This window comes from Alkalicella caledoniensis (assembly GCF_014467015.1).
GTDB classification, from domain to species: domain Bacteria; phylum Bacillota; class Proteinivoracia; order Proteinivoracales; family Proteinivoracaceae; genus Alkalicella; species Alkalicella caledoniensis.
Map to the genome: position 1 here is coordinate 818,494 of NZ_CP058559.1, position 17,246 is coordinate 835,739.

Below are 17,246 nucleotides of genomic sequence, written 5' to 3' on the forward strand. Positions count from 1 at the left end.
GTCTACACCTCCCTTTTATCACTTTTGTTCAAGTTCAAAGCAATTAAAACTTCTATAACCTTGTTCTTTATTAACTCAATTTCTGCATCAGAAACATTATTATGACCTTTATCCTCAAGGGGTATCTGTTCTTCTCTTTCTTTATCAAGATCCTTGAAGGGAAGTCCTTTCACCAGTCGCGCACCATTGGCACCTAACGCCCTTAAAGTAGTTTTATGATCTGATATTTTGCTTTTAAATAGAGGTTGGTCACTATTAAGCTTTAAATAGTGTAGTATGACATCCCCTTCTTCACCTATACCGATACCAACACCAAGTTGGGATTCCTCGGACGCGAAGCAAGCTAAATCCAATGCTGAGCTTGATTCCCTTATATCTGTATGGTAGGGGACTCCTTCTTCTTCAATACCAAATAGAATATCGCAAATCAAAGAGGAGTCTACCTGTTGATGACAATAAACATGAACAGATGGTATCTTGTTTCCACTACCTACTTTCACTATTTATCGCACCCTTCTTCAGCCGCTATAATAAGTCCAGTTGCCACGGCGTTTCTCGGACCTTCTGTACCACGTATGTTACCCCTACCAGCCACTACCCCGTATTGAGATAGGGCATCTGTTACCAGCTGGGGTATTTCAAAATCTAGTGCTGACCCACCTACCAAAACAACAAATTCTATATCACGGATATTCCCTGTGGGGCAAACCATACTTAAAGCCCTTAAAGCATTGGTCACAAAAACCTTTTCTTTAGCAGACTTTCGTATGAACTTTATCCTTTCGATGGACTGTTGCCCTGGGATAGGTATCATATTACCTTCTTTCAAAATTACCACCCTGGCGAACACACTGGCATCCAGGGGCTTTTGGTAAAACTCCACTGTTCCATCTTCATGTCGGATATGGAATAGACTTTCAACTTTTGCAAGGGGGTATTTTTTAATATCCTCTGCCAAGGCAAAATCCTCTAATCCCAGCTCGGAATTGATCAATAGAGTAACCATATTTCCAGCACCAGCCAAATGTATGGAGCTAATTTTCCCCTCTTTATTGACTATGGAAGCATCTGTTGAGCCTGCCCCCATATCTAGGATAGCTAAGGGTTTATTACTTCCCGGTGTAGTTAAAGCTCCACGTATGGCCATGTCAGCTTCCACTCCACCGACTTCTACATCAATTTGTATCTCTTTTTGAAGTTCATCTGCTATCATCTTCATTTGAAGTTTATCTGCCTTAACCATGGCTGCAATACCAACGGCATTTTCCATGGAGAACTCTTCAGCAAGTCCACCCTTTACTTTTTGAGGTACAAAGGTATCCACAGCAAGCATATCTTGAATTTTTATGTCATGGGGATGTTGTTTAGTAAGCTCTGACATCACATGTCTTACCCTTTCAAGCATCCCTCCTGCATTTGTTCCAGGCTCACCCTTGATATCTTCAATGGGATTTGAAGCCTTAATAACATCCATAATCCTACTTGCTCCCTCATCAACATCTACAGATGCTCTTCGCTTCTCACCTATGATGTGGATCTGCCCTGCCGGTATACGTCGTTCTTGTACGTCACCCTTCGGTGTTTTGATAACTACAGCTGAACGATTGCCAATTAAAGCTCTTGCAATGGGAACTATTAACTTAGTTTCATCACTTGTCAGTTCAAAAACCGTAGCAACACCATAGGGATTTGCCAAAACTTCCACAACTCCACCAGGCGGAGCCACTTCGATGGCTGACTTCATGCCCACTGGAACCTTTTCTAGCAAACTCACTTCATCCACTATGGGTATGATATGCTTTAAGCGATTGTTGATTAGGACACCATCATCCCTTTGAACTATGGCACCCTGCACTTTTATACCTTTTTCAACTGCCCTGTTAATAATATTGGCAGCATCCTCAAAATCAATTTCTTTGCCTATCAAAGCAATAACTTGTTCGTTAAAGCTTTGCTTTTCTAGATCCTTTATTCTAACTGTTATCCCTATGCCCAACCCAAGTCCCCCTGGAGTGGAGGGGTTGTGGCCAATCATCGTTGACTCAGTGATTATAGTCTCAGTGATGGTTTCCATGGCTACATCCCCAATAACAGGAGCTGCTTCGTTAATCCTGACAAGATCTAGATCTTCTATTTTGAGGTTACATTTGTCTAAAGCCTTTTTCAGTGAAGCAAATGCACCATGTATATTCTTTCGAGTTCCTTTAATTCCAGTTGTTTCAACTATACCGCTGGATAAAAAGTCAACTTTCCCTTTAGATACATGGGCAAGTGCTACTTCTGTTGTTGCATTTCCAATATCAATACCTGCAATCAGCTTCATATCGTGTCCCTCCTGGCCTTGTTAAGTCCAAGAATATTAGTCCTGTCTTAATCTATTTCTTCCTTCGTAAACCACAGCTGCTTCTTTAACAAATGCAGCATTGATTTTCGCGTTGTACTTTGTTTCTAGTTCCTGTGCAATTTCAAAAAGTTCCTCTTTAGTTGAACGGTAAGGTCTAAGGGCATTATATATTTCAAGGATTCTTTCATCTGGCACAGCAATTAGTTCAGCAGCTCTTCTTAAATTTCTAGCAAATGCCTCACGTCCTATGGAGTCAGCAACTTGTGCTTGAAGTTCTAAGGTCTCTGGTGAAATACGAACATCCGTTGCCTTTATCTCTCCGTTTAACACACTATTTAATGTTATATCCTCTAAGGTTTTACCTGTAGGAGTTTTTAAGAGCTCAGGTCTTTTTGTTGCCAATGGATAATCGTCTTTAGCATTGACAGTACCACTTGGCTTAACTGAAGTTTTCTGTTCATTTCCTGTGGTGCTTCCTCCCATGGAAGCCATAACTTCTTTTACTATTTGCTCAATTAGCTGTTGATTCATTCCATTCACCTCCGATTAATTGAACTTTACTTCATATTCAACAGGCTTGCTACCCATATTTACATGTTCTGTCTCTTTGATATGCAAAAGTGCTGCTTTAGCTTGAAACTTTGGTCTAGCCATTTGGTCATTTCTAGTTGGTACTGGATTAGGTGATTCACCTTTTGCATATTTAGCTGCATTTTTACCTATTGCTCTAAATGTATCTAAGTCTAAAAGCGGTGCTTGAGGGAATAACTCTAAGTTGCTCAGGGGTAATAGGTCTTTCTGATGGATAACGGTAGTCCCTTTAGACTGAATACCTATACCTACTCCTGATCCACTTATTTTTGCACCATCATGGGCAATAAAGGCTACATCAGAAGTTCTAAGAACTCTTACTACTCTAGCCTTAAGACCTTCCTCTTCAATTCCAGCAATTACTTGCCTTAATACATCGTGATGTGGAATATCTACTATTGTTTTAGTTTGATATTTATTAAAAGCAGGTGCTACAGCAATGACAACTTCATCGTTTCTTGTACCCGCTGAAGCAGTACCCTTTTCAATAAATTCTAATTTACTACTTGAATTATGGGTCACTGTCTCACTTGCCACTTGTTTATCTTCTAAATTGAAACCTTTTAAAACTTCCTCAATAACTTCACGGATCAATTTTTCATTAATGGCCATATGTTTTCCACCCCTTCCTTAACGAATATCTTCAGGCTTTATAGCGTTGGCGATATTTTTAATTTCATCCCATCTTTGGTCACTAATAACGTAACCAGTTTGAGGACCACGATAGTCATTAGGATCATTTACTGAACTTACAACGTTAAAGTCCTTATCCAATATAGCTGATGTATGAAGATAATCTCCAGCCACCCTTTGCTTAAGTAGTGAAAGAACACTGCTAGCTACATCTTCAAATCCTTTTTTATGAAGAGCCTTAACTACATCTAATCCAGTTATTCCTCTGTCCATCATTTCTCCAGCAGCTTTTAAGTCCTCAACAACGTTTCTCTCAGGCATATCTTTACTTCCATGAGCGTAAGTAGCTGCTTCTACTTCTTCATCTGTAACAGTTGGTAGGCCAAGTTCTTCAAACAGTGCTTGAATTACTTTAGCTGCCTTATTTCTAACCTTGATAACAGCTTCTTCTGTAACTGGTCTTAATCCTGCATCTATACGTAGATCCCTTTGGATTACGTTCCAGTCATCATAATCATCTGCATCCCAGTTAGATCCAGCAAACATGTTGTCATAGTTAGGTGTTGCACTATATCCTGAACATATGAAGTCAGTTCCTGGAACCATTTGCATCAGTGATCTTGCAACTCTTCTTAAATCAGAGTGAGTAAATGTTTGGTCATTACTTGAAGCACATTCAAGGTCTAGCATCATACCAATTAAGTTTTCTGCAAGTACCGCTCTGATACCACCAGGCACACCTGCAGGTACACCTATACAACTTACAGAACCATTTTGAGTTCCTTGTGAACCAGCACCTTTAGTTACATATAGGCAGCGAGCTTCTAGGTAAAGCATAGATTTACCTTCTGCATAACCCATTTGTACTTCAGACCCAGTACCTGAAGTGAATCTCATTTTTAGTCCCCTAGATGCATAGGCAGAAGCCAAAAATGCCTTAGAAAATGGAGTGTCATCCCCATCAACAAAAACCTGTTCAGTACCATATACAGAAACAGTTTCTGCATAAGATGTTAAACCTCTCATACCTAAAATAAGTTCAGTAGCTTCTTCAACTGCACATTGAGTTAGTATACCAGGTCTACCTACCTGTGCACCTACCATCAGTGATAATGCGTTAAAAGGAGCGTAACGTCCTATACCTACAGTAGTTTCTTGCTCATCAAATCCTCTTACTGCAGCTTCCGCAGCATCTGCTGCTATCTGTACAGGATTGTCTTTTAGGTTAGTAACGTGGCATTGATTAGATGGAACTCTTCTACTTCTCATCTTGTTAACTGCCATCATCATTTCAAGTACTGTTAGGTGTCCAACAACCTCAACAATTTTAGCTGGAGTCATGGCAGTTGTATATTTCACTATTTCAGCTCTAGGTACATTTATATCAACTAGCATTCTAGCAAATTCTAATGAATCCATATTTATAGCCTCTTCTGCCAAATCTAAGTTAATGGCATGGTCAGCAATAAAACTATCTAACATGTCAAACTCTTCTCTTTTTTTACCGTCCAGTTCAACTACCTTACCGTTAGCTACTTTAATACTTGGCTTAGGGTCTTTTGGACTGTTCATGGCTATTAGACCTACTTCAGACCATTCTTTAACGAAACCGTCCTTATTTACAGGTCTATCTGCTAAAACTTGAAAACGTTTTGATTTCATCTAATTTCCCTCCTTTATTAACTAATTAAGTTTATATATAAGGAACAGTCACAGGAGCGGGCTCGCCACCAAGGGTTCCCAATAATTTAACTCCTACTTCCTTAGCAGCTATTAGGGATTGTCTTACAGCACCAGAATCACCACTAATGAATAGAATAACTTCGTTTGAGTAGCTTGTTCCACCAGCGGGCGAAGCATAGCCAATTACATCAACGTTGGCAGCTTTGATAGCTGTATCAGCGATAATTACACCTATTGCTGCAGGAGCTCCTACCATAAGACCAAATGCTTTTCCTACAGGTGCACCAAAGGCTTTTTCACATGCATAACTAGCCCTTGCAGTATACTGAAGTTCTATATGACCAGCATCGTTTGCATATACGTCACCGAAGGTTCTTTCTAATTCTTTTAATGTTACTTCAACGGCTCTTCTTGCATCTGATACATCTTCAGCTCCAAAAATAATTAAACATCCGTGACCTGCTCCACCTTTTGTATCCCTTGCTAATTCTACTGAGATAATCTCTGTATTTGTTGCTTTTACAGCCTCATCAGCTGCCATTATTTGTGGGCCTGCACCAGTACGTGCACCTATAATTCCGATTGAACGATATTTCTTATCTAATTTCATTACTTCATGAAGGCTTGGATCAACATTTGCAATTACAAGACCTATAGTGTCGCCAATACCTGTACCTACAAACTCAGTCATACCACAAAACTTAGGTGTAGCTTTTGGAGCTTCAGTTTTTGGCTCCTCTACCTTTTTCATTACTTCTTCCATAATCTTTTCGATTAATTGATCTTTCATTTTATTACACCTCCATAAAATTTAAATTATTGTTTAGGTAATATTTTCTCAACATCTGTATGTGGCCTTGGGATTACGTGTACAGAAACAACTTCTCCCACTTTCTCTGCAGCAGCGGCACCTGCATCTGTAGCTGCCTTAACTGCACCTACATCTCCTCTAACTAGCACTGTGACAAGACCTGAACCGATTTTTTCATATCCAACTAGTGCTACGTTTGCAGCTTTTACCATGGCGTCTGCAGCTTCAACTGCCCCTACCAGGCCTTTTGTTTCTACCATTCCTAAAGCTTCCTTGGTCATTTTAAATCCCCCTTTTATTTTTTTATAGCAATCCTGCATTTGTAGTAAGCCACATATGTAGGACACTATATTTGTATTTACTTAATTCTCTTTTTATTGCTTTTTGCCTTGACAACAATTTGACCTGTAAGGGTAATATAATGATTGTCTATTTAAAAGATTCTGATATTTAATCCCTTTTTAGGGTATTTTTTTGAATATGCATCTTAGGCCTGATAATTTATTGCTTTATGGTGATATTTTTTTAACTTAATGCTTAAAAAAGTGCAAAAAAATTCCCATAAGAGCTTAGTTGCTTTTATGGGTGTATTAAACATACCACTTTCCATTTGAAATTTTGGTGTACCTTTTTTTTAAACCTCTATTTTTTACTCTTTCTTCTTCATATAAATTTCTGTAATCAGTAGGAGTGCTACCAACTACTTTTTTGAAAACCTTACTAAAGTAATTTGGCTCATTATATGATAGTTCCATAGAAATATTAATAATGGGAATATCAGTGAATCTCAGTAGTTCCTTGGCGTATTCTATTTTCCTATGGGTAACATAGTTCACAAAATTAACATCTAATTCCTTCTTAAAGAGTTTACTGAAGTAATGTGGATTTAAGTGAACATATTCTGCCACTTCCTCAAGGGTAATTCCCTTTTTAAAGTTTTTCTCTATATAGTTTAATGCAGCATGAATTTCATTATTTTCTTCTATCTTCTTTTGGTTAATTATTTCCTCAAAAAACCTGTCTAATACTTTCAATATGGCATATTCCATATTGTTTGGAGTCATGGAGTTTCTAATTTCTTCTTGGTTATTGGTAATTTCATTGAGTCCCTTCAAGTGGCAAATATCTAAAATCTGTTTAGCTATACGATCTAAGCTCAATTTCATTTGCTCTAAATCGTCCTTATAAATTTCGTTTAACTCATTTAAAACTTGTCTCAATTGTATCTTCGATTCTTTATAATCTTCTGTACGGATAGCTTCGTATAAAGAATCAGTATTTACATCTTTTTTAACATCCTTTTTAACATGTTTCTTATCCCTGTGTTTCATGTAAACCTCGAGGATATCCTTAGGTCGTGCAGGCTTTAGAACATAATCATCGGCTCCAAGCTTTAATGCCCTTTGTGCATACTTAAATTCTTCATATGCAGTTAAGATTATGATGACTTTATCTTTATCTAGCTTCTTTATTATCTCTGTTGCCTCTAAACCATCCATCCCCGGCATTTTTATGTCCATAAATATGACATCTGGGTCGTGGGTTTCACATAACTCCACAGCTTGCTTACCCGTGGCCGCCTCCCCCACAATAATCGTATCAGAGCTATCATCGCATAAAATGATTTTTAACGCTTCCCTTTCTAAACGCTCGTCATCAGCTAAGACTACTTTATACATTTACAGTTCTCCTCGACTTGATCTCTTTTGGTATCTTAACCTTTACCTTCGTTCCAACACCAATCTTGCTACTTATCTCAATTTTATATTCTGGACCGTAATGATAGGATAATCTCTTGTTTACATTGTTTATACCAATACCTGTGGATTTAGTTAAACTACCAATTTCTTTGTTCTCATCAAGTATCATTTCAAGATTATGTTCATGGATCCCAACGCCATTATCTGCTATTTCTATCTCTATTCCATAATCAGTTATATAACCTTTTATAGTAATATACCCATTTGATTCTTTAGGCTCTAGTCCATGGTTAATAGAATTTTCCACAAGGGATTGGAGAATCATTGAAGGAATCCTAATGCTCTCAATAGATTTAGGTATATCCAACTTATATTGAATTCGATCTCCAAATCTTATGGCTTGTATGGTTAAGTACCGCTCAATATGAGATATTTCTTCCCTTAATTCTACCATTTGATTTATGTTTTTTAAGGTATACCGTAGTATTTCTGCCAACGTGTAGACTATTTCTTGTGTTTTAGATGCCTTTTCTATAAGGGCTTGCCTGCCTATGGTATTGAGAACATTAAAAAGAAAGTGGGGATTAACTTGGGACTGTAATGCCTTCAACTCCGATTCTTTTAGTGTCCTCTCTAGTTCTATCCTAACTCGTTCTTCTTCCACTAGTTTGATACTTTTTTGATTTAGTTCAGCTTGCATTATCTGCATCATATCTTTTTCAACTATATAGTTAGAAACTAAGAACATCATTTCAGCGGCACCTAATATTTTGTCATAGGAAATAACAGGTATTTCATTATATGCTTCCATTATTTCCTCATTTTTCTTCCAACTTGGTATCTCTTTGACAATATGATCTAGTCTATTTAGTTCAGCTTCTTCAATTTTAACTTGACCTGCCATGATAGAACCCATATATTGTCCACCAATATTTATGGGTATAGCAAAATCAACTAGTCCAGTATGACATCGATAAATATAAGGTTTCTCATTCCTAACGGCCTCTAAACCTCCATAGGCATCTGAGCGATAGCAAGCATCCCTACATTTTGAGTCCTCACGAATTAGTTTGCAAAACCGACTGAAATTACTGTACTCGGTTATTGGTTTACCTTTGAAATCCACAGTCACTGCTGCTAATCCTGTAGCTTCTGAAAACCTATTTTGGATCTCCTGTAAAATGTCCACATCAGTAATGTCCCTTAAATGCACTCTCTGCATTATGGTCACCCCTTAAGAATTAATATTCTTGTCCAACATTTTAATCCTATTTGAATTGTACCACAAATATAGGTAACAGAGAATACATAAATATAAAGATTCAAAAAATTTAAATATAAAAAGATGAAGGTCCCGTCTTTGCGACCTTCATCTTTTCTTTAAGCCATTCTTTCCATATTTTCCTCGAGTTCTTTCCTATCCTTTTCATTTAGTGATCTGTCTAGTAAATTAGCTATAATAATTATTATAGGGATGTTAATCAATAGCCTTGTAGCTGTGAAGGTTAACCCAAGAGCTGATAGCTCAAACATAAGCATTGGAATTTTAGTTGTTGACCATGCACCTATAAATATAGCAACGTTTTTAAATGGAACCCCCTTTTTTACAAGTACAGCAGCTATGGGAAATGCTCCATATAGTGGACCTGCTGCCGCAGATCCTAGAAAAAATGCTAAAACCACTCCCAGTAAACCTGCTTCCTTCCCCATAAATCTCACCATAGTCTCCTTGGGAACCCATACATCTAAAAGACCTAAAATAATAAAAATAGGGGGTAAAACTAAAAGTAGCTGTCTAAAGCTCGTTAATGAAGTGTTAACTGCTTCTCCTGCTAAAGAAAAGTTGTACAGAGCCAAAGCTCCTAAGAAAATCAGCGAGATAAATACAATATTATATCTGCTTTTTTTGTTTTTCATCATAACACATTCACCACCAAGTTTATAATATAAGCGATAACAAAGGAAAATCCAAATGCCAATAAGTTTCTGAAAATCGCCAGCTTCTTACCAAAGTATTTAAACTCAACAGGCAAAGTAGCTATACCAACCATCATAAGAGTGGAGACAAATGCTCCTATAGGTAAATAGTTAGCACCGTTTTCCAATAGCATAGCAGCTAGTGGAAATGCAATAAAACCAGGTATTAGAGTAATTGCACCTACAACTGCAGCAGATACCACTCCAAGAATTCCTGAACCTTCCCCTAGGAGTTTTGAAATGGTCTGAGGGTTCAGAAGTGATAGTATCACACCTATTATGATAATAACCCCTACTAACTCCGGAAGTATATTTAAGATAGATTTCTTTGCTTTCATCATTGCCTGCTTGGTTTTTTTCTTATCCTTCACAAATGAAACTATTAATAGAATAAATGCTATTATATAAACTAAAACATCGTACAATTTTACCCTCCTCCTTTATCTTTTAGACATAATTATATACCCCATAGGGGTATGTGTCAATATATAATAGGTTGTAAATATTATACCCTTATAAATAATAATACCTATCTTTTAAAACATAAAAAACACGACGGTTACTACTACCATCATGTTTTTTGCCTTTTATCTGGTTTCTTCTAAAATCTCTCCTATTTTATGGGCACATCTTTTGCCTTTGCAAGGACCTGAGCTTGCTCCAGTGGCCTTTTCAACTTCTTTTAGTGTTTTTGCACCTTCTTTAATAGCTTTTTTTATAGAGGCTTTTGATATACCTTTACACAAACTGATCTTTTGTAGTTTATCCATAATATCAGCTGAGATCACTTGATTCATTTTGCCACCTCTAAATTTTCTTGAGATTATTTTTTCAAACCCTCTATGGCGTTTTTTGCCCAATTAGAGTCATTTAGTATGGCTCTACCTACACCTATTAGGTCAGTTTTTTCATCTTGTAATAGTTTCTCCGCCGCCAGTGAATCAGTAATACCTCCAGTGAGTATCAATGGGATGGAAACAACCTCCTTTAAAGCTTCAGTCAACGGATAAAAATATCCTTGCTTGTCAGCTCCAGGTATATTGTATCCACTGAACCCACCAGATATATCTAGTAAATCTACACCTGCTTTTTCAAATTCCACTGCTGCAATCTTACTATCTTCAATGGTAGTACCATTCTCATTATAGTCTGAAGCTCCGAGTCTTAAAGATACATTAAAATCAGGCCCTACAGCTTCACGTACTGCCTTAATTATTTCTAAATGTATTGTGATTCTACCTAGGGTATCACCACCATATTTATCTGTTCTCTTGTTGGTCAAGGGTGAATAGAACTGATTTAAAAGATAGCCGTGGGCGGAGTGTATTTGTACACCATCAAAGCCTGCTTTTTTTACCCTTATAGCTGCATTCTTAAATTCTTCTACAATTGTTGCAATTTCATGTTGGCTCAGTTCCTTAGGAACAATCCCACTTTTTGACCTAGGATTTGCTATGGCCGATGGACCCACGGGTTCCATACCAGTAACATCTTTTTTTGCAGCATTTCCAGCATGGTTTATTTGCATAACGGTTTTTGATCCGTTTTTTTGTATAGTATTCGCCAGTACCTTTAGACTTTCTATACAACTATCATCAGCCACTGAAAGCTGTTTATCACTGGCTTTTCCTTGTTGAGTTATAAAGCTATGTTCAATAACTATTAGACCTATGTATCCACCTTTAGATTTTTCATCATAATAGTCTATGATTTCCTTACTTACTTTGCCATCTGGTTGAGATGCTGATGTGGCCATGGGCGGCATAACCAACCTGTTCGATAGATTTATGTTTTTTAAAACTAAGGGTTTTAATAAATTTGCCATGTTAATTCCTCCCTAAAAATCACTTTACCAATATTTTATCATAATATATTGATTTAAGCTAAATATGTTATAAATTAGGAGTTTTAAAGTAAAAGAGCCTTCCCTTAAGGGAAGACTCTACAATAAGTTATCTATTTACTTTCGAAGCTACCACAGTCCGTTGCTTCTTGGTTCTTTGCTCTACTTTCATGTTTTACTACATTGATATGATCTAAACTACAGTAAGAGTCACTATTAGCATGATATTTACACTCATCAACTGTACAACCTATACTTTTATTTATTTTCATGAAAAAACCTCCTTTGTTTTTTAGTACACAATTATTATTTGCACTTAGGGGATTTTTTATAAAAATAAAATTTGCCAAAAAACTTAAACAGTCACTACTTTAGCTAAGTTTTTTTCTCTATCTTGGATTATAGAAGTTTCAAGTTCTTTTATCATTTCATTTACTTCTTCCCAGTTATTGACCCTAGTTATACCTGGAATAAGTGGTTTTCTATTGTATACACAGTCAATTAGTAGTACTTTAAAGCCAGCTTCAGCAAGCTCAATTGCATTGTTATACCTATCCTCAATAAATAAATCACATTTTACTTGTTCAGCTGTTTTAACCTTATAGTGACTTCCTAAGATATGCAATTTCCCAGAAGGTAACTTGTATTTCTCAAACCACCTCTGTGTTACATCTGTCAAAAAGTCTTCCCTTGCAGTCACATAGTGAATGTTGTGTTTGCCATCTATTTCTAGTAGGACTTCTCTTACCCTTTCCCTGGGATCTACATCAATTAGGACTTCATTAGCAACAGAGATGTAAAATTCAAAAAAATCCTTAAACTCTACACCATACAGTTGATGAATTTCATAACTGTCCACATCTTCTGGTTTAATATTTTTTTCAAAGTGCTTATTTGCTCTGTCTAACAGAAAAAAAGGCTCTGTAAGTGTGCCGTCGATATCAATACATATATTTAATTTTTCCACGTTATCATCTCCTTTATATATGTAAATTTCAACATAGGTGTATATAATCCTTCAAAAATAAATCCATAAAATTACCCCTGTCAACAATATAGTCCACAGGGGTAAATGTTTATTAAAATGGTGCGTATTCTTGGGCAGACCACCATTCTTCTTTATACATCTCGTATTGCTTAGTAAATTGATCTAGATGAACCTTTTCCCATTTGATAAGCAGTTGATATAGCTTTTTAGCTTCTTCAAACTTACTATTTTCTAAGGCTTTTTCGTAGAAAATTATAGAATCTTTTTCTAGTTGTATGGCTATCCCGAAAACAGACATGGCCATACTTGTATACTGCCCATCTACTTTATCCCAGTTAAAGATATTTGGAGATGGTGGGTCAGCTAGAAAGGCTAGGGTGAATGCCTCATCGCCTTGCTGAATTTTATCAAATAACTCTTTTAGATAGTCAGCATGCTTAAGCTCTTCCTTGGCTAATTCCATAAAAGCTTCCTTGCTTTCAGTACTTTTTGTTTGTTCAGCAGCCAACCTATAAAACTCGTAACCTTCTACCTCATGGATAATGGCTTGTTTGATCGCGTTTAGCTCTTCTTTTAACATATGTAGCCCTCTCCTTTATTATAAAATTTGAGACTTACATACATTTTACACCTATAATTCAAATTTTTCAACTAATTAAGACCCATACATACACTTTGAAGCTTGATTTTATATCCATGTCATTGTTTACCTTAGCTTACTTCTTTGACTGCATTTGTTTTTTCCATGCATGCATCCCCAAGGAAACTCCTATTACTCCATATACAACAAAGGCCCTGAAGTATTCACCCAGTTGTGCATCTCCAAGTAAGTTTCTACCTGCAAGGGGAGAAACAATAAATATGGTATGGAACAATACAGTTCCTAATAATGCCTGACCAATTGTTGCCTTAGTAACAGTGGCTCCGCCTATTAAAAGTGCTGCAATAGCAAACATACCAATATTTTCATGGCTCCCGTATGTGCTCAAGGTACCCATATTCTGTAGGTAAATAATATGTCCCCATGCTGCAAGGACTGTGGAAATTACAATGGCCAGAACTCTAATTTTATTGGAGTCTATACCCGATACATTAGCTAAATGTTGATCCTGTCCCACTGTTCTGAAATCCTGACCTAGCTTTGTCTTTGTTAAAAATGCTGTGGCAAAGCATAAAAGGCCTATTATAACAAAGGTAACCACAGGAATATTTAGGTTGTTGAGCATATTTCTGCTATTTAGCATTGTCATAATACTCCATACACCAAGGACAATTCCTGATGCTGAAAGTGCCATAACTTTACCTTTAGCACTATCTAGTTGTCCTTGCTTATTGTTTTTGATATACATGTATAAGGCTACTGAAATGAACACAATTCCCACAATCAACACTGATTTTATAAATGAAAATCTAAACAGGCTGTCTATGGCATATCTTAATTTTTTATCTAAGTCCACGGTAACCCTAAGCCCTACACCTGTGCTTAAAACTAGTTCCTCGTTCTTCATGGGAATAACAGACCCAACTAAGATAAGAAATATAAACTGATATACACCGTTGGCAAACCAGCCTAGTATTAGACTTGTAATCATTTCCTGTCCCTTAGTTTTATTTAAAAGCTTTCCCGTTAAAAAACCAAAAAGTATTGCAATGGGTGTAGCCAGTAGGACACATAGTAATATCCCCTGCCAATTAAAGACTCCCCAGTGTATGGTCATGATAATAGCCATTTGTCCAGCCATTGCCCCTAGCACAACGGCAAAATTTAACCCCATGCCAGCTAGTACTGGTATTATGAGGGCTAAAACTAAAAATCCATTTCTCGCTACCCTGTTTATCAAATCATTTAGAAAAAAAGGCAAAGATAAGCCAGAGAGTACAAATCCTATATAGCCTATAATTACAAAAAGTATGGTAACCATATTATTTATCAGAAATTTTTTCCCTTTTTCCAGCATTTCTATTCTTTTATTTTGGGTGTTTTCTTCTATGTTTGGCCTTGGCTCCAATCTACTCACCTCCGACTACTTGAGTTAATGCATAGAGAATAATACCGTTACTAACTAACATCCTAGTAATTTCAGCCAAGCTTCCTTGTTCTAATAAATTATTTGCCACTGGCAGAGCAACTACTAACAAGCCTTGAAACAAAAATGTTCCTATTAAAACATGGGTTATAGTAGCATTTCTTACATTGGCACCTCCAATTAGCACCGCAGCAACTGCATGAAAACCCATAAACATGGGTGCTTGGTAAAGCTGTAAAAATCCAAAGCTTTGTGCATAGACAATAATCCCTATAGCCCCTAGTATAGAAGATAAAATAGTTCCAATGATTCTGTACTTATCTACATTTAACCCCGATGCCACAGCAAATTTTGGGTTGTCCCCTACTGTTTTCATAGCAATTCCTGTTTTACTCCTTAATACTAGCCACATGATAAAGCACATAAGGAGCCCGAACAAAATCAAACCTGTAGGCACCCTAAATGCCCCTATATTAAAGTGCCAAAGATTATTAAGTAAATGTCGAAACCTTCCCTCAAGGGAAATGGTGGTCCTGATACCTTTTCCCATGGCCCATGCCATTTCTGGATTTTTTATGGGGAGTACCATCCACCCGATACTCATTAAAGACACCGCTGAGAAACCTACATAAGTGGCCACCATCATCTCAGATCCCTTTACCTTGTTTAAAAGCCAACCATAACCCCAACCCACTATTGCTGCCAGTGGTATAGCCATAAGTATGGCACCAATAAAGGCTGATCTCCCTACCAGTTCCATTTCAATACTTATAATGGCCCCTAAAAGTCCTGCTAAAATTCCTAAGGGCAATCCAAAATTAGGCCCTATCCCACTTAGTATACCTGGCACCATGGCTAAAACTAAAACTACATTCATTGCAACCCTAACTATTACATCTGTCATAAGTCCACCAAAGGGTATTCCGATGATGCTTGAGGTTACTGTGAGTATAAAGAAAAAAACAGCTATTATTATTCTAGGTAGCCCGGCTTTTTTATAGAAAGATTGAAACCTCTCAATCATTTAGTTAACCTCCTTTCTGCTTATGTTGTGGTACTCTCCCGCCATCATCAATCCGAAATCCACGTCACTATCCTCTGGTTTAAGGATTCCTTCTAACTTGCCTTGATTTATTATGGCTATCCTATCACAAACAGAACGAAGTTCTGCCAATTCACTGGAGGTCATTATTATTGTCATACCCAGTTGCTGGTTTAACTTAACTAAAGTGTCCAATACCAATTTTTTTGCTCCAACATCTATCCCCCGAGTTGGTTCAGAGACAAATAATATGTTAGGTTCAAGGGTTAAAGCCCTTGCTATACAGACCTTTTGCTGGTTACCCCCACTAAGCCTTCTAGTGATTTGGGTTACACCTGTACACCTTATATCTAATTCTTTTTTATATTTAAGTGCATGCTGCCTTATACCCTTTGTATCTTTTTGAGTAAATATAACAAAATCCTTTAGAAACTTATCTTTATTTTGCATGGCAGTTATGGCTATATTCATCTCAATGGACATGTTCAGTAACAATCCAACTCCCCGCCTATCTTCTGAAACAAAAGCTATATTTTTCTTCATTGATTCCCTAGGGTCATTGAGCATTAGTTGTTCACCATCTATTGTGACATCACCTGTTGATGGATAAAAGCCACTAATTCCATTTGCTATACCTATCTTACCTTGACCTGCCAGTCCACCTATACCTAATATTTCCCCTTTATAAATGTCTAAATCAACACCCTTAACCTCTTCTCCAGGCATCTCTACCTTAAGGTCTCTAATGGACATAAGTACTTTTTTGTTTTCTTGATTAAATTCACCTTTATCAACCTTTTCTACTTTTCTACCAACCATCAACTCTGCTAACTCCATTACATTTGTGTCTTTTTTATCTCTTTTTGCAACCATATTTCCGTCCCTTAGAACACTGATACTATCGGCTACATCCATTACCTCATCTAACCTATGGGTGATAAATAAAATTGCTATGCCCTTATCAGCAATTGTTCTCATGGCACCTAGTAAATTTTTTGCTTCACTTTCAGTAAGTACAGCTGTTGGTTCATCAAATACAAGTATCTTCAGATTATTTTTATCTATCTCACGGGCAATTTCAACAAATTGCATGTATCCCACTGGTAGTCCCGCTATTTTAGCCCACTCGTCCACATTCAATTCAAGGGTTTTTAACGCTTTTTTAGCATCCTTATTCATTTTTTCAAAGTCTAGGGTTTCTAGCTTTTTCCCTAGTATACTGCTTATTATGTTTGGTTTTGTTATTTCCCTATTAAGTTTAATATTTTCTGTGATAGTATACTCCGGTATTAACATAAACTCTTGGTGAACCATACCAATACCAGAGTCCATAGCCTGTACAGGAGACTTAATTAATACCTTTTTACCATCAATAATCACTTCACCTTCAAAGCCACCTGTTGAATGTATAACAGGCATCCCAAATAGTATATTCATAAGAGTTGACTTACCTGCTCCATTCTCACCTAATATGGCATGTATCTCTCCAGGTTTTATTGATATATTTATGTCCTTTAGAACCCGTGTTCCATAATAGATTTTCCCTATATTATTCATTTGTAAAATATAATTATCTCTGCCCAATGGTCCTCCCCCTTTATGTAATC

The 17,246-nt window shown here is 36.9% G+C and carries 19 protein-coding genes; all 19 read right to left on the reverse strand.

Annotated elements, in window-relative coordinates:
• Positions 1 to 2 precede the first annotated feature (2 nt).
• Positions 3 to 500, reverse strand: a complete 498-nt coding sequence (locus HYG86_RS04050) for a glycerol dehydratase reactivase beta/small subunit family protein (RefSeq protein WP_213167668.1) — start codon at positions 498 to 500, stop codon at positions 3 to 5.
• Positions 500 to 2,323, reverse strand: coding sequence for a diol dehydratase reactivase subunit alpha (locus HYG86_RS04055; protein WP_213167669.1), 1,824 nt, complete (start codon positions 2,321 to 2,323; stop codon positions 500 to 502). The genes HYG86_RS04050 and HYG86_RS04055 overlap by 1 nt, the downstream gene beginning before the upstream one ends.
• A 36-nt stretch (positions 2,324 to 2,359) precedes the next feature.
• Positions 2,360 to 2,875, reverse strand: coding sequence for a diol dehydratase small subunit (locus HYG86_RS04060; protein ID WP_213167670.1), 516 nt, complete (start codon positions 2,873 to 2,875; stop codon positions 2,360 to 2,362).
• A 15-nt stretch (positions 2,876 to 2,890) separates the two neighbouring features.
• Positions 2,891 to 3,547 (reverse strand): propanediol/glycerol family dehydratase medium subunit, encoded by a 657-nt coding sequence (locus HYG86_RS04065; RefSeq protein WP_213167671.1) that lies wholly within the window; start codon positions 3,545 to 3,547, stop codon positions 2,891 to 2,893.
• A gap of 18 nt (positions 3,548 to 3,565) precedes the next feature.
• Positions 3,566 to 5,230, reverse strand: a complete 1,665-nt coding sequence (locus tag HYG86_RS04070; RefSeq protein ID WP_213167672.1) for a propanediol/glycerol family dehydratase large subunit — start codon at positions 5,228 to 5,230, stop codon at positions 3,566 to 3,568.
• Positions 5,231 to 5,261: 31 nt separating this feature from the next.
• A complete protein-coding gene (gene pduB, locus HYG86_RS04075) occupies positions 5,262 to 6,041 on the reverse strand; it encodes a propanediol utilization microcompartment protein PduB (protein ID WP_213167673.1) in 780 nt (259 codons plus the stop codon).
• A gap of 26 nt (positions 6,042 to 6,067) precedes the next feature.
• Positions 6,068 to 6,343 (reverse strand): propanediol utilization microcompartment protein PduA, encoded by a 276-nt coding sequence (gene pduA, locus HYG86_RS04080; RefSeq protein WP_213167674.1) that lies wholly within the window; start codon positions 6,341 to 6,343, stop codon positions 6,068 to 6,070.
• A gap of 309 nt (positions 6,344 to 6,652) precedes the next feature.
• Positions 6,653 to 7,741 (reverse strand): response regulator, encoded by a 1,089-nt coding sequence (locus tag HYG86_RS04085; RefSeq protein ID WP_213167675.1) that lies wholly within the window; start codon positions 7,739 to 7,741, stop codon positions 6,653 to 6,655.
• Positions 7,734 to 8,984, reverse strand: a complete 1,251-nt coding sequence (locus HYG86_RS04090) for a sensor histidine kinase (protein WP_213167676.1) — start codon at positions 8,982 to 8,984, stop codon at positions 7,734 to 7,736. The genes HYG86_RS04085 and HYG86_RS04090 overlap by 8 nt, the downstream gene beginning before the upstream one ends.
• Before the next feature lie 158 nt (positions 8,985 to 9,142).
• Positions 9,143 to 9,682 (reverse strand): permease, encoded by a 540-nt coding sequence (locus tag HYG86_RS04095; RefSeq protein ID WP_343064194.1) that lies wholly within the window; start codon positions 9,680 to 9,682, stop codon positions 9,143 to 9,145.
• The gene (locus HYG86_RS04100; RefSeq protein ID WP_213167677.1) at positions 9,679 to 10,164 is read right to left on the reverse strand and encodes a permease; all 486 of its coding nucleotides are present in this window, start codon (positions 10,162 to 10,164) and stop codon (positions 9,679 to 9,681) included. The genes HYG86_RS04095 and HYG86_RS04100 overlap by 4 nt, the downstream gene beginning before the upstream one ends.
• A 162-nt stretch (positions 10,165 to 10,326) precedes the next feature.
• A complete protein-coding gene (locus HYG86_RS04105) occupies positions 10,327 to 10,536 on the reverse strand; it encodes a (2Fe-2S)-binding protein (protein ID WP_213167678.1) in 210 nt (69 codons plus the stop codon).
• 26 nt (positions 10,537 to 10,562) lie between these two features.
• Complete coding sequence (locus HYG86_RS04110) at positions 10,563 to 11,564, reverse strand: NADH:flavin oxidoreductase (RefSeq protein ID WP_213167679.1); 1,002 nt, start codon at positions 11,562 to 11,564, stop codon at positions 10,563 to 10,565.
• Between the two features lie 131 nt (positions 11,565 to 11,695).
• A complete protein-coding gene (locus HYG86_RS04115; protein WP_213167680.1) occupies positions 11,696 to 11,854 on the reverse strand; it encodes a DUF1540 domain-containing protein in 159 nt (52 codons plus the stop codon).
• 83 nt (positions 11,855 to 11,937) lie between these two features.
• Positions 11,938 to 12,549: a 5' nucleotidase, NT5C type gene (locus HYG86_RS04120; RefSeq protein ID WP_213167681.1), complete on the reverse strand. Its 612-nt coding sequence runs from the start codon at positions 12,547 to 12,549 to the stop codon at positions 11,938 to 11,940.
• A gap of 112 nt (positions 12,550 to 12,661) precedes the next feature.
• Complete coding sequence (locus HYG86_RS04125; RefSeq protein WP_213167682.1) at positions 12,662 to 13,150, reverse strand: ferritin-like domain-containing protein; 489 nt, start codon at positions 13,148 to 13,150, stop codon at positions 12,662 to 12,664.
• A gap of 136 nt (positions 13,151 to 13,286) precedes the next feature.
• A complete protein-coding gene (locus tag HYG86_RS04130; RefSeq protein ID WP_246451878.1) occupies positions 13,287 to 14,579 on the reverse strand; it encodes an ABC transporter permease subunit in 1,293 nt (430 codons plus the stop codon).
• A gap of 1 nt (position 14,580) precedes the next feature.
• A complete protein-coding gene (locus HYG86_RS04135; protein ID WP_213167683.1) occupies positions 14,581 to 15,621 on the reverse strand; it encodes an ABC transporter permease subunit in 1,041 nt (346 codons plus the stop codon).
• A complete protein-coding gene (locus HYG86_RS04140; protein ID WP_343064196.1) occupies positions 15,622 to 17,223 on the reverse strand; it encodes a sugar ABC transporter ATP-binding protein in 1,602 nt (533 codons plus the stop codon). It abuts the gene before it with no gap.
• Positions 17,224 to 17,246 lie beyond the last annotated feature (23 nt).

Excerpts from the sequence above, each read along its gene's own strand:
- pduB (WP_213167673.1), bottom strand. The coding sequence starts at position 6,041 with ATGAAAGATCAATTAATCGAAAAGATTATGGAAGAAGTAATGAAAAAG.
- HYG86_RS04105 (WP_213167678.1), bottom strand. The coding sequence starts at position 10,536 with ATGAATCAAGTGATCTCAGCTGATATTATGGATAAACTACAAAAGATC.
- HYG86_RS04070 (WP_213167672.1), bottom strand. The coding sequence starts at position 5,230 with ATGAAATCAAAACGTTTTCAAGTTTTAGCAGATAGACCTGTAAATAAG.
- HYG86_RS04115 (WP_213167680.1), bottom strand. The coding sequence starts at position 11,854 with ATGAAAATAAATAAAAGTATAGGTTGTACAGTTGATGAGTGTAAATAT.
- HYG86_RS04125 (WP_213167682.1), bottom strand. The coding sequence starts at position 13,150 with ATGTTAAAAGAAGAGCTAAACGCGATCAAACAAGCCATTATCCATGAG.
- HYG86_RS04055 (WP_213167669.1), bottom strand. The coding sequence starts at position 2,323 with ATGAAGCTGATTGCAGGTATTGATATTGGAAATGCAACAACAGAAGTA.
- HYG86_RS04065 (WP_213167671.1), bottom strand. The coding sequence starts at position 3,547 with ATGGCCATTAATGAAAAATTGATCCGTGAAGTTATTGAGGAAGTTTTA.
- HYG86_RS04095 (WP_343064194.1), bottom strand. The coding sequence starts at position 9,682 with ATGATGAAAAACAAAAAAAGCAGATATAATATTGTATTTATCTCGCTG.
- HYG86_RS04110 (WP_213167679.1), bottom strand. The coding sequence starts at position 11,564 with ATGGCAAATTTATTAAAACCCTTAGTTTTAAAAAACATAAATCTATCG.
- HYG86_RS04090 (WP_213167676.1), bottom strand. The coding sequence starts at position 8,984 with ATGCAGAGAGTGCATTTAAGGGACATTACTGATGTGGACATTTTACAG.
- HYG86_RS04060 (WP_213167670.1), bottom strand. The coding sequence starts at position 2,875 with ATGAATCAACAGCTAATTGAGCAAATAGTAAAAGAAGTTATGGCTTCC.
- pduA (WP_213167674.1), bottom strand. The coding sequence starts at position 6,343 with ATGACCAAGGAAGCTTTAGGAATGGTAGAAACAAAAGGCCTGGTAGGG.
- HYG86_RS04085 (WP_213167675.1), bottom strand. The coding sequence starts at position 7,741 with ATGTATAAAGTAGTCTTAGCTGATGACGAGCGTTTAGAAAGGGAAGCG.
- HYG86_RS04135 (WP_213167683.1), bottom strand. The coding sequence starts at position 15,621 with ATGATTGAGAGGTTTCAATCTTTCTATAAAAAAGCCGGGCTACCTAGA.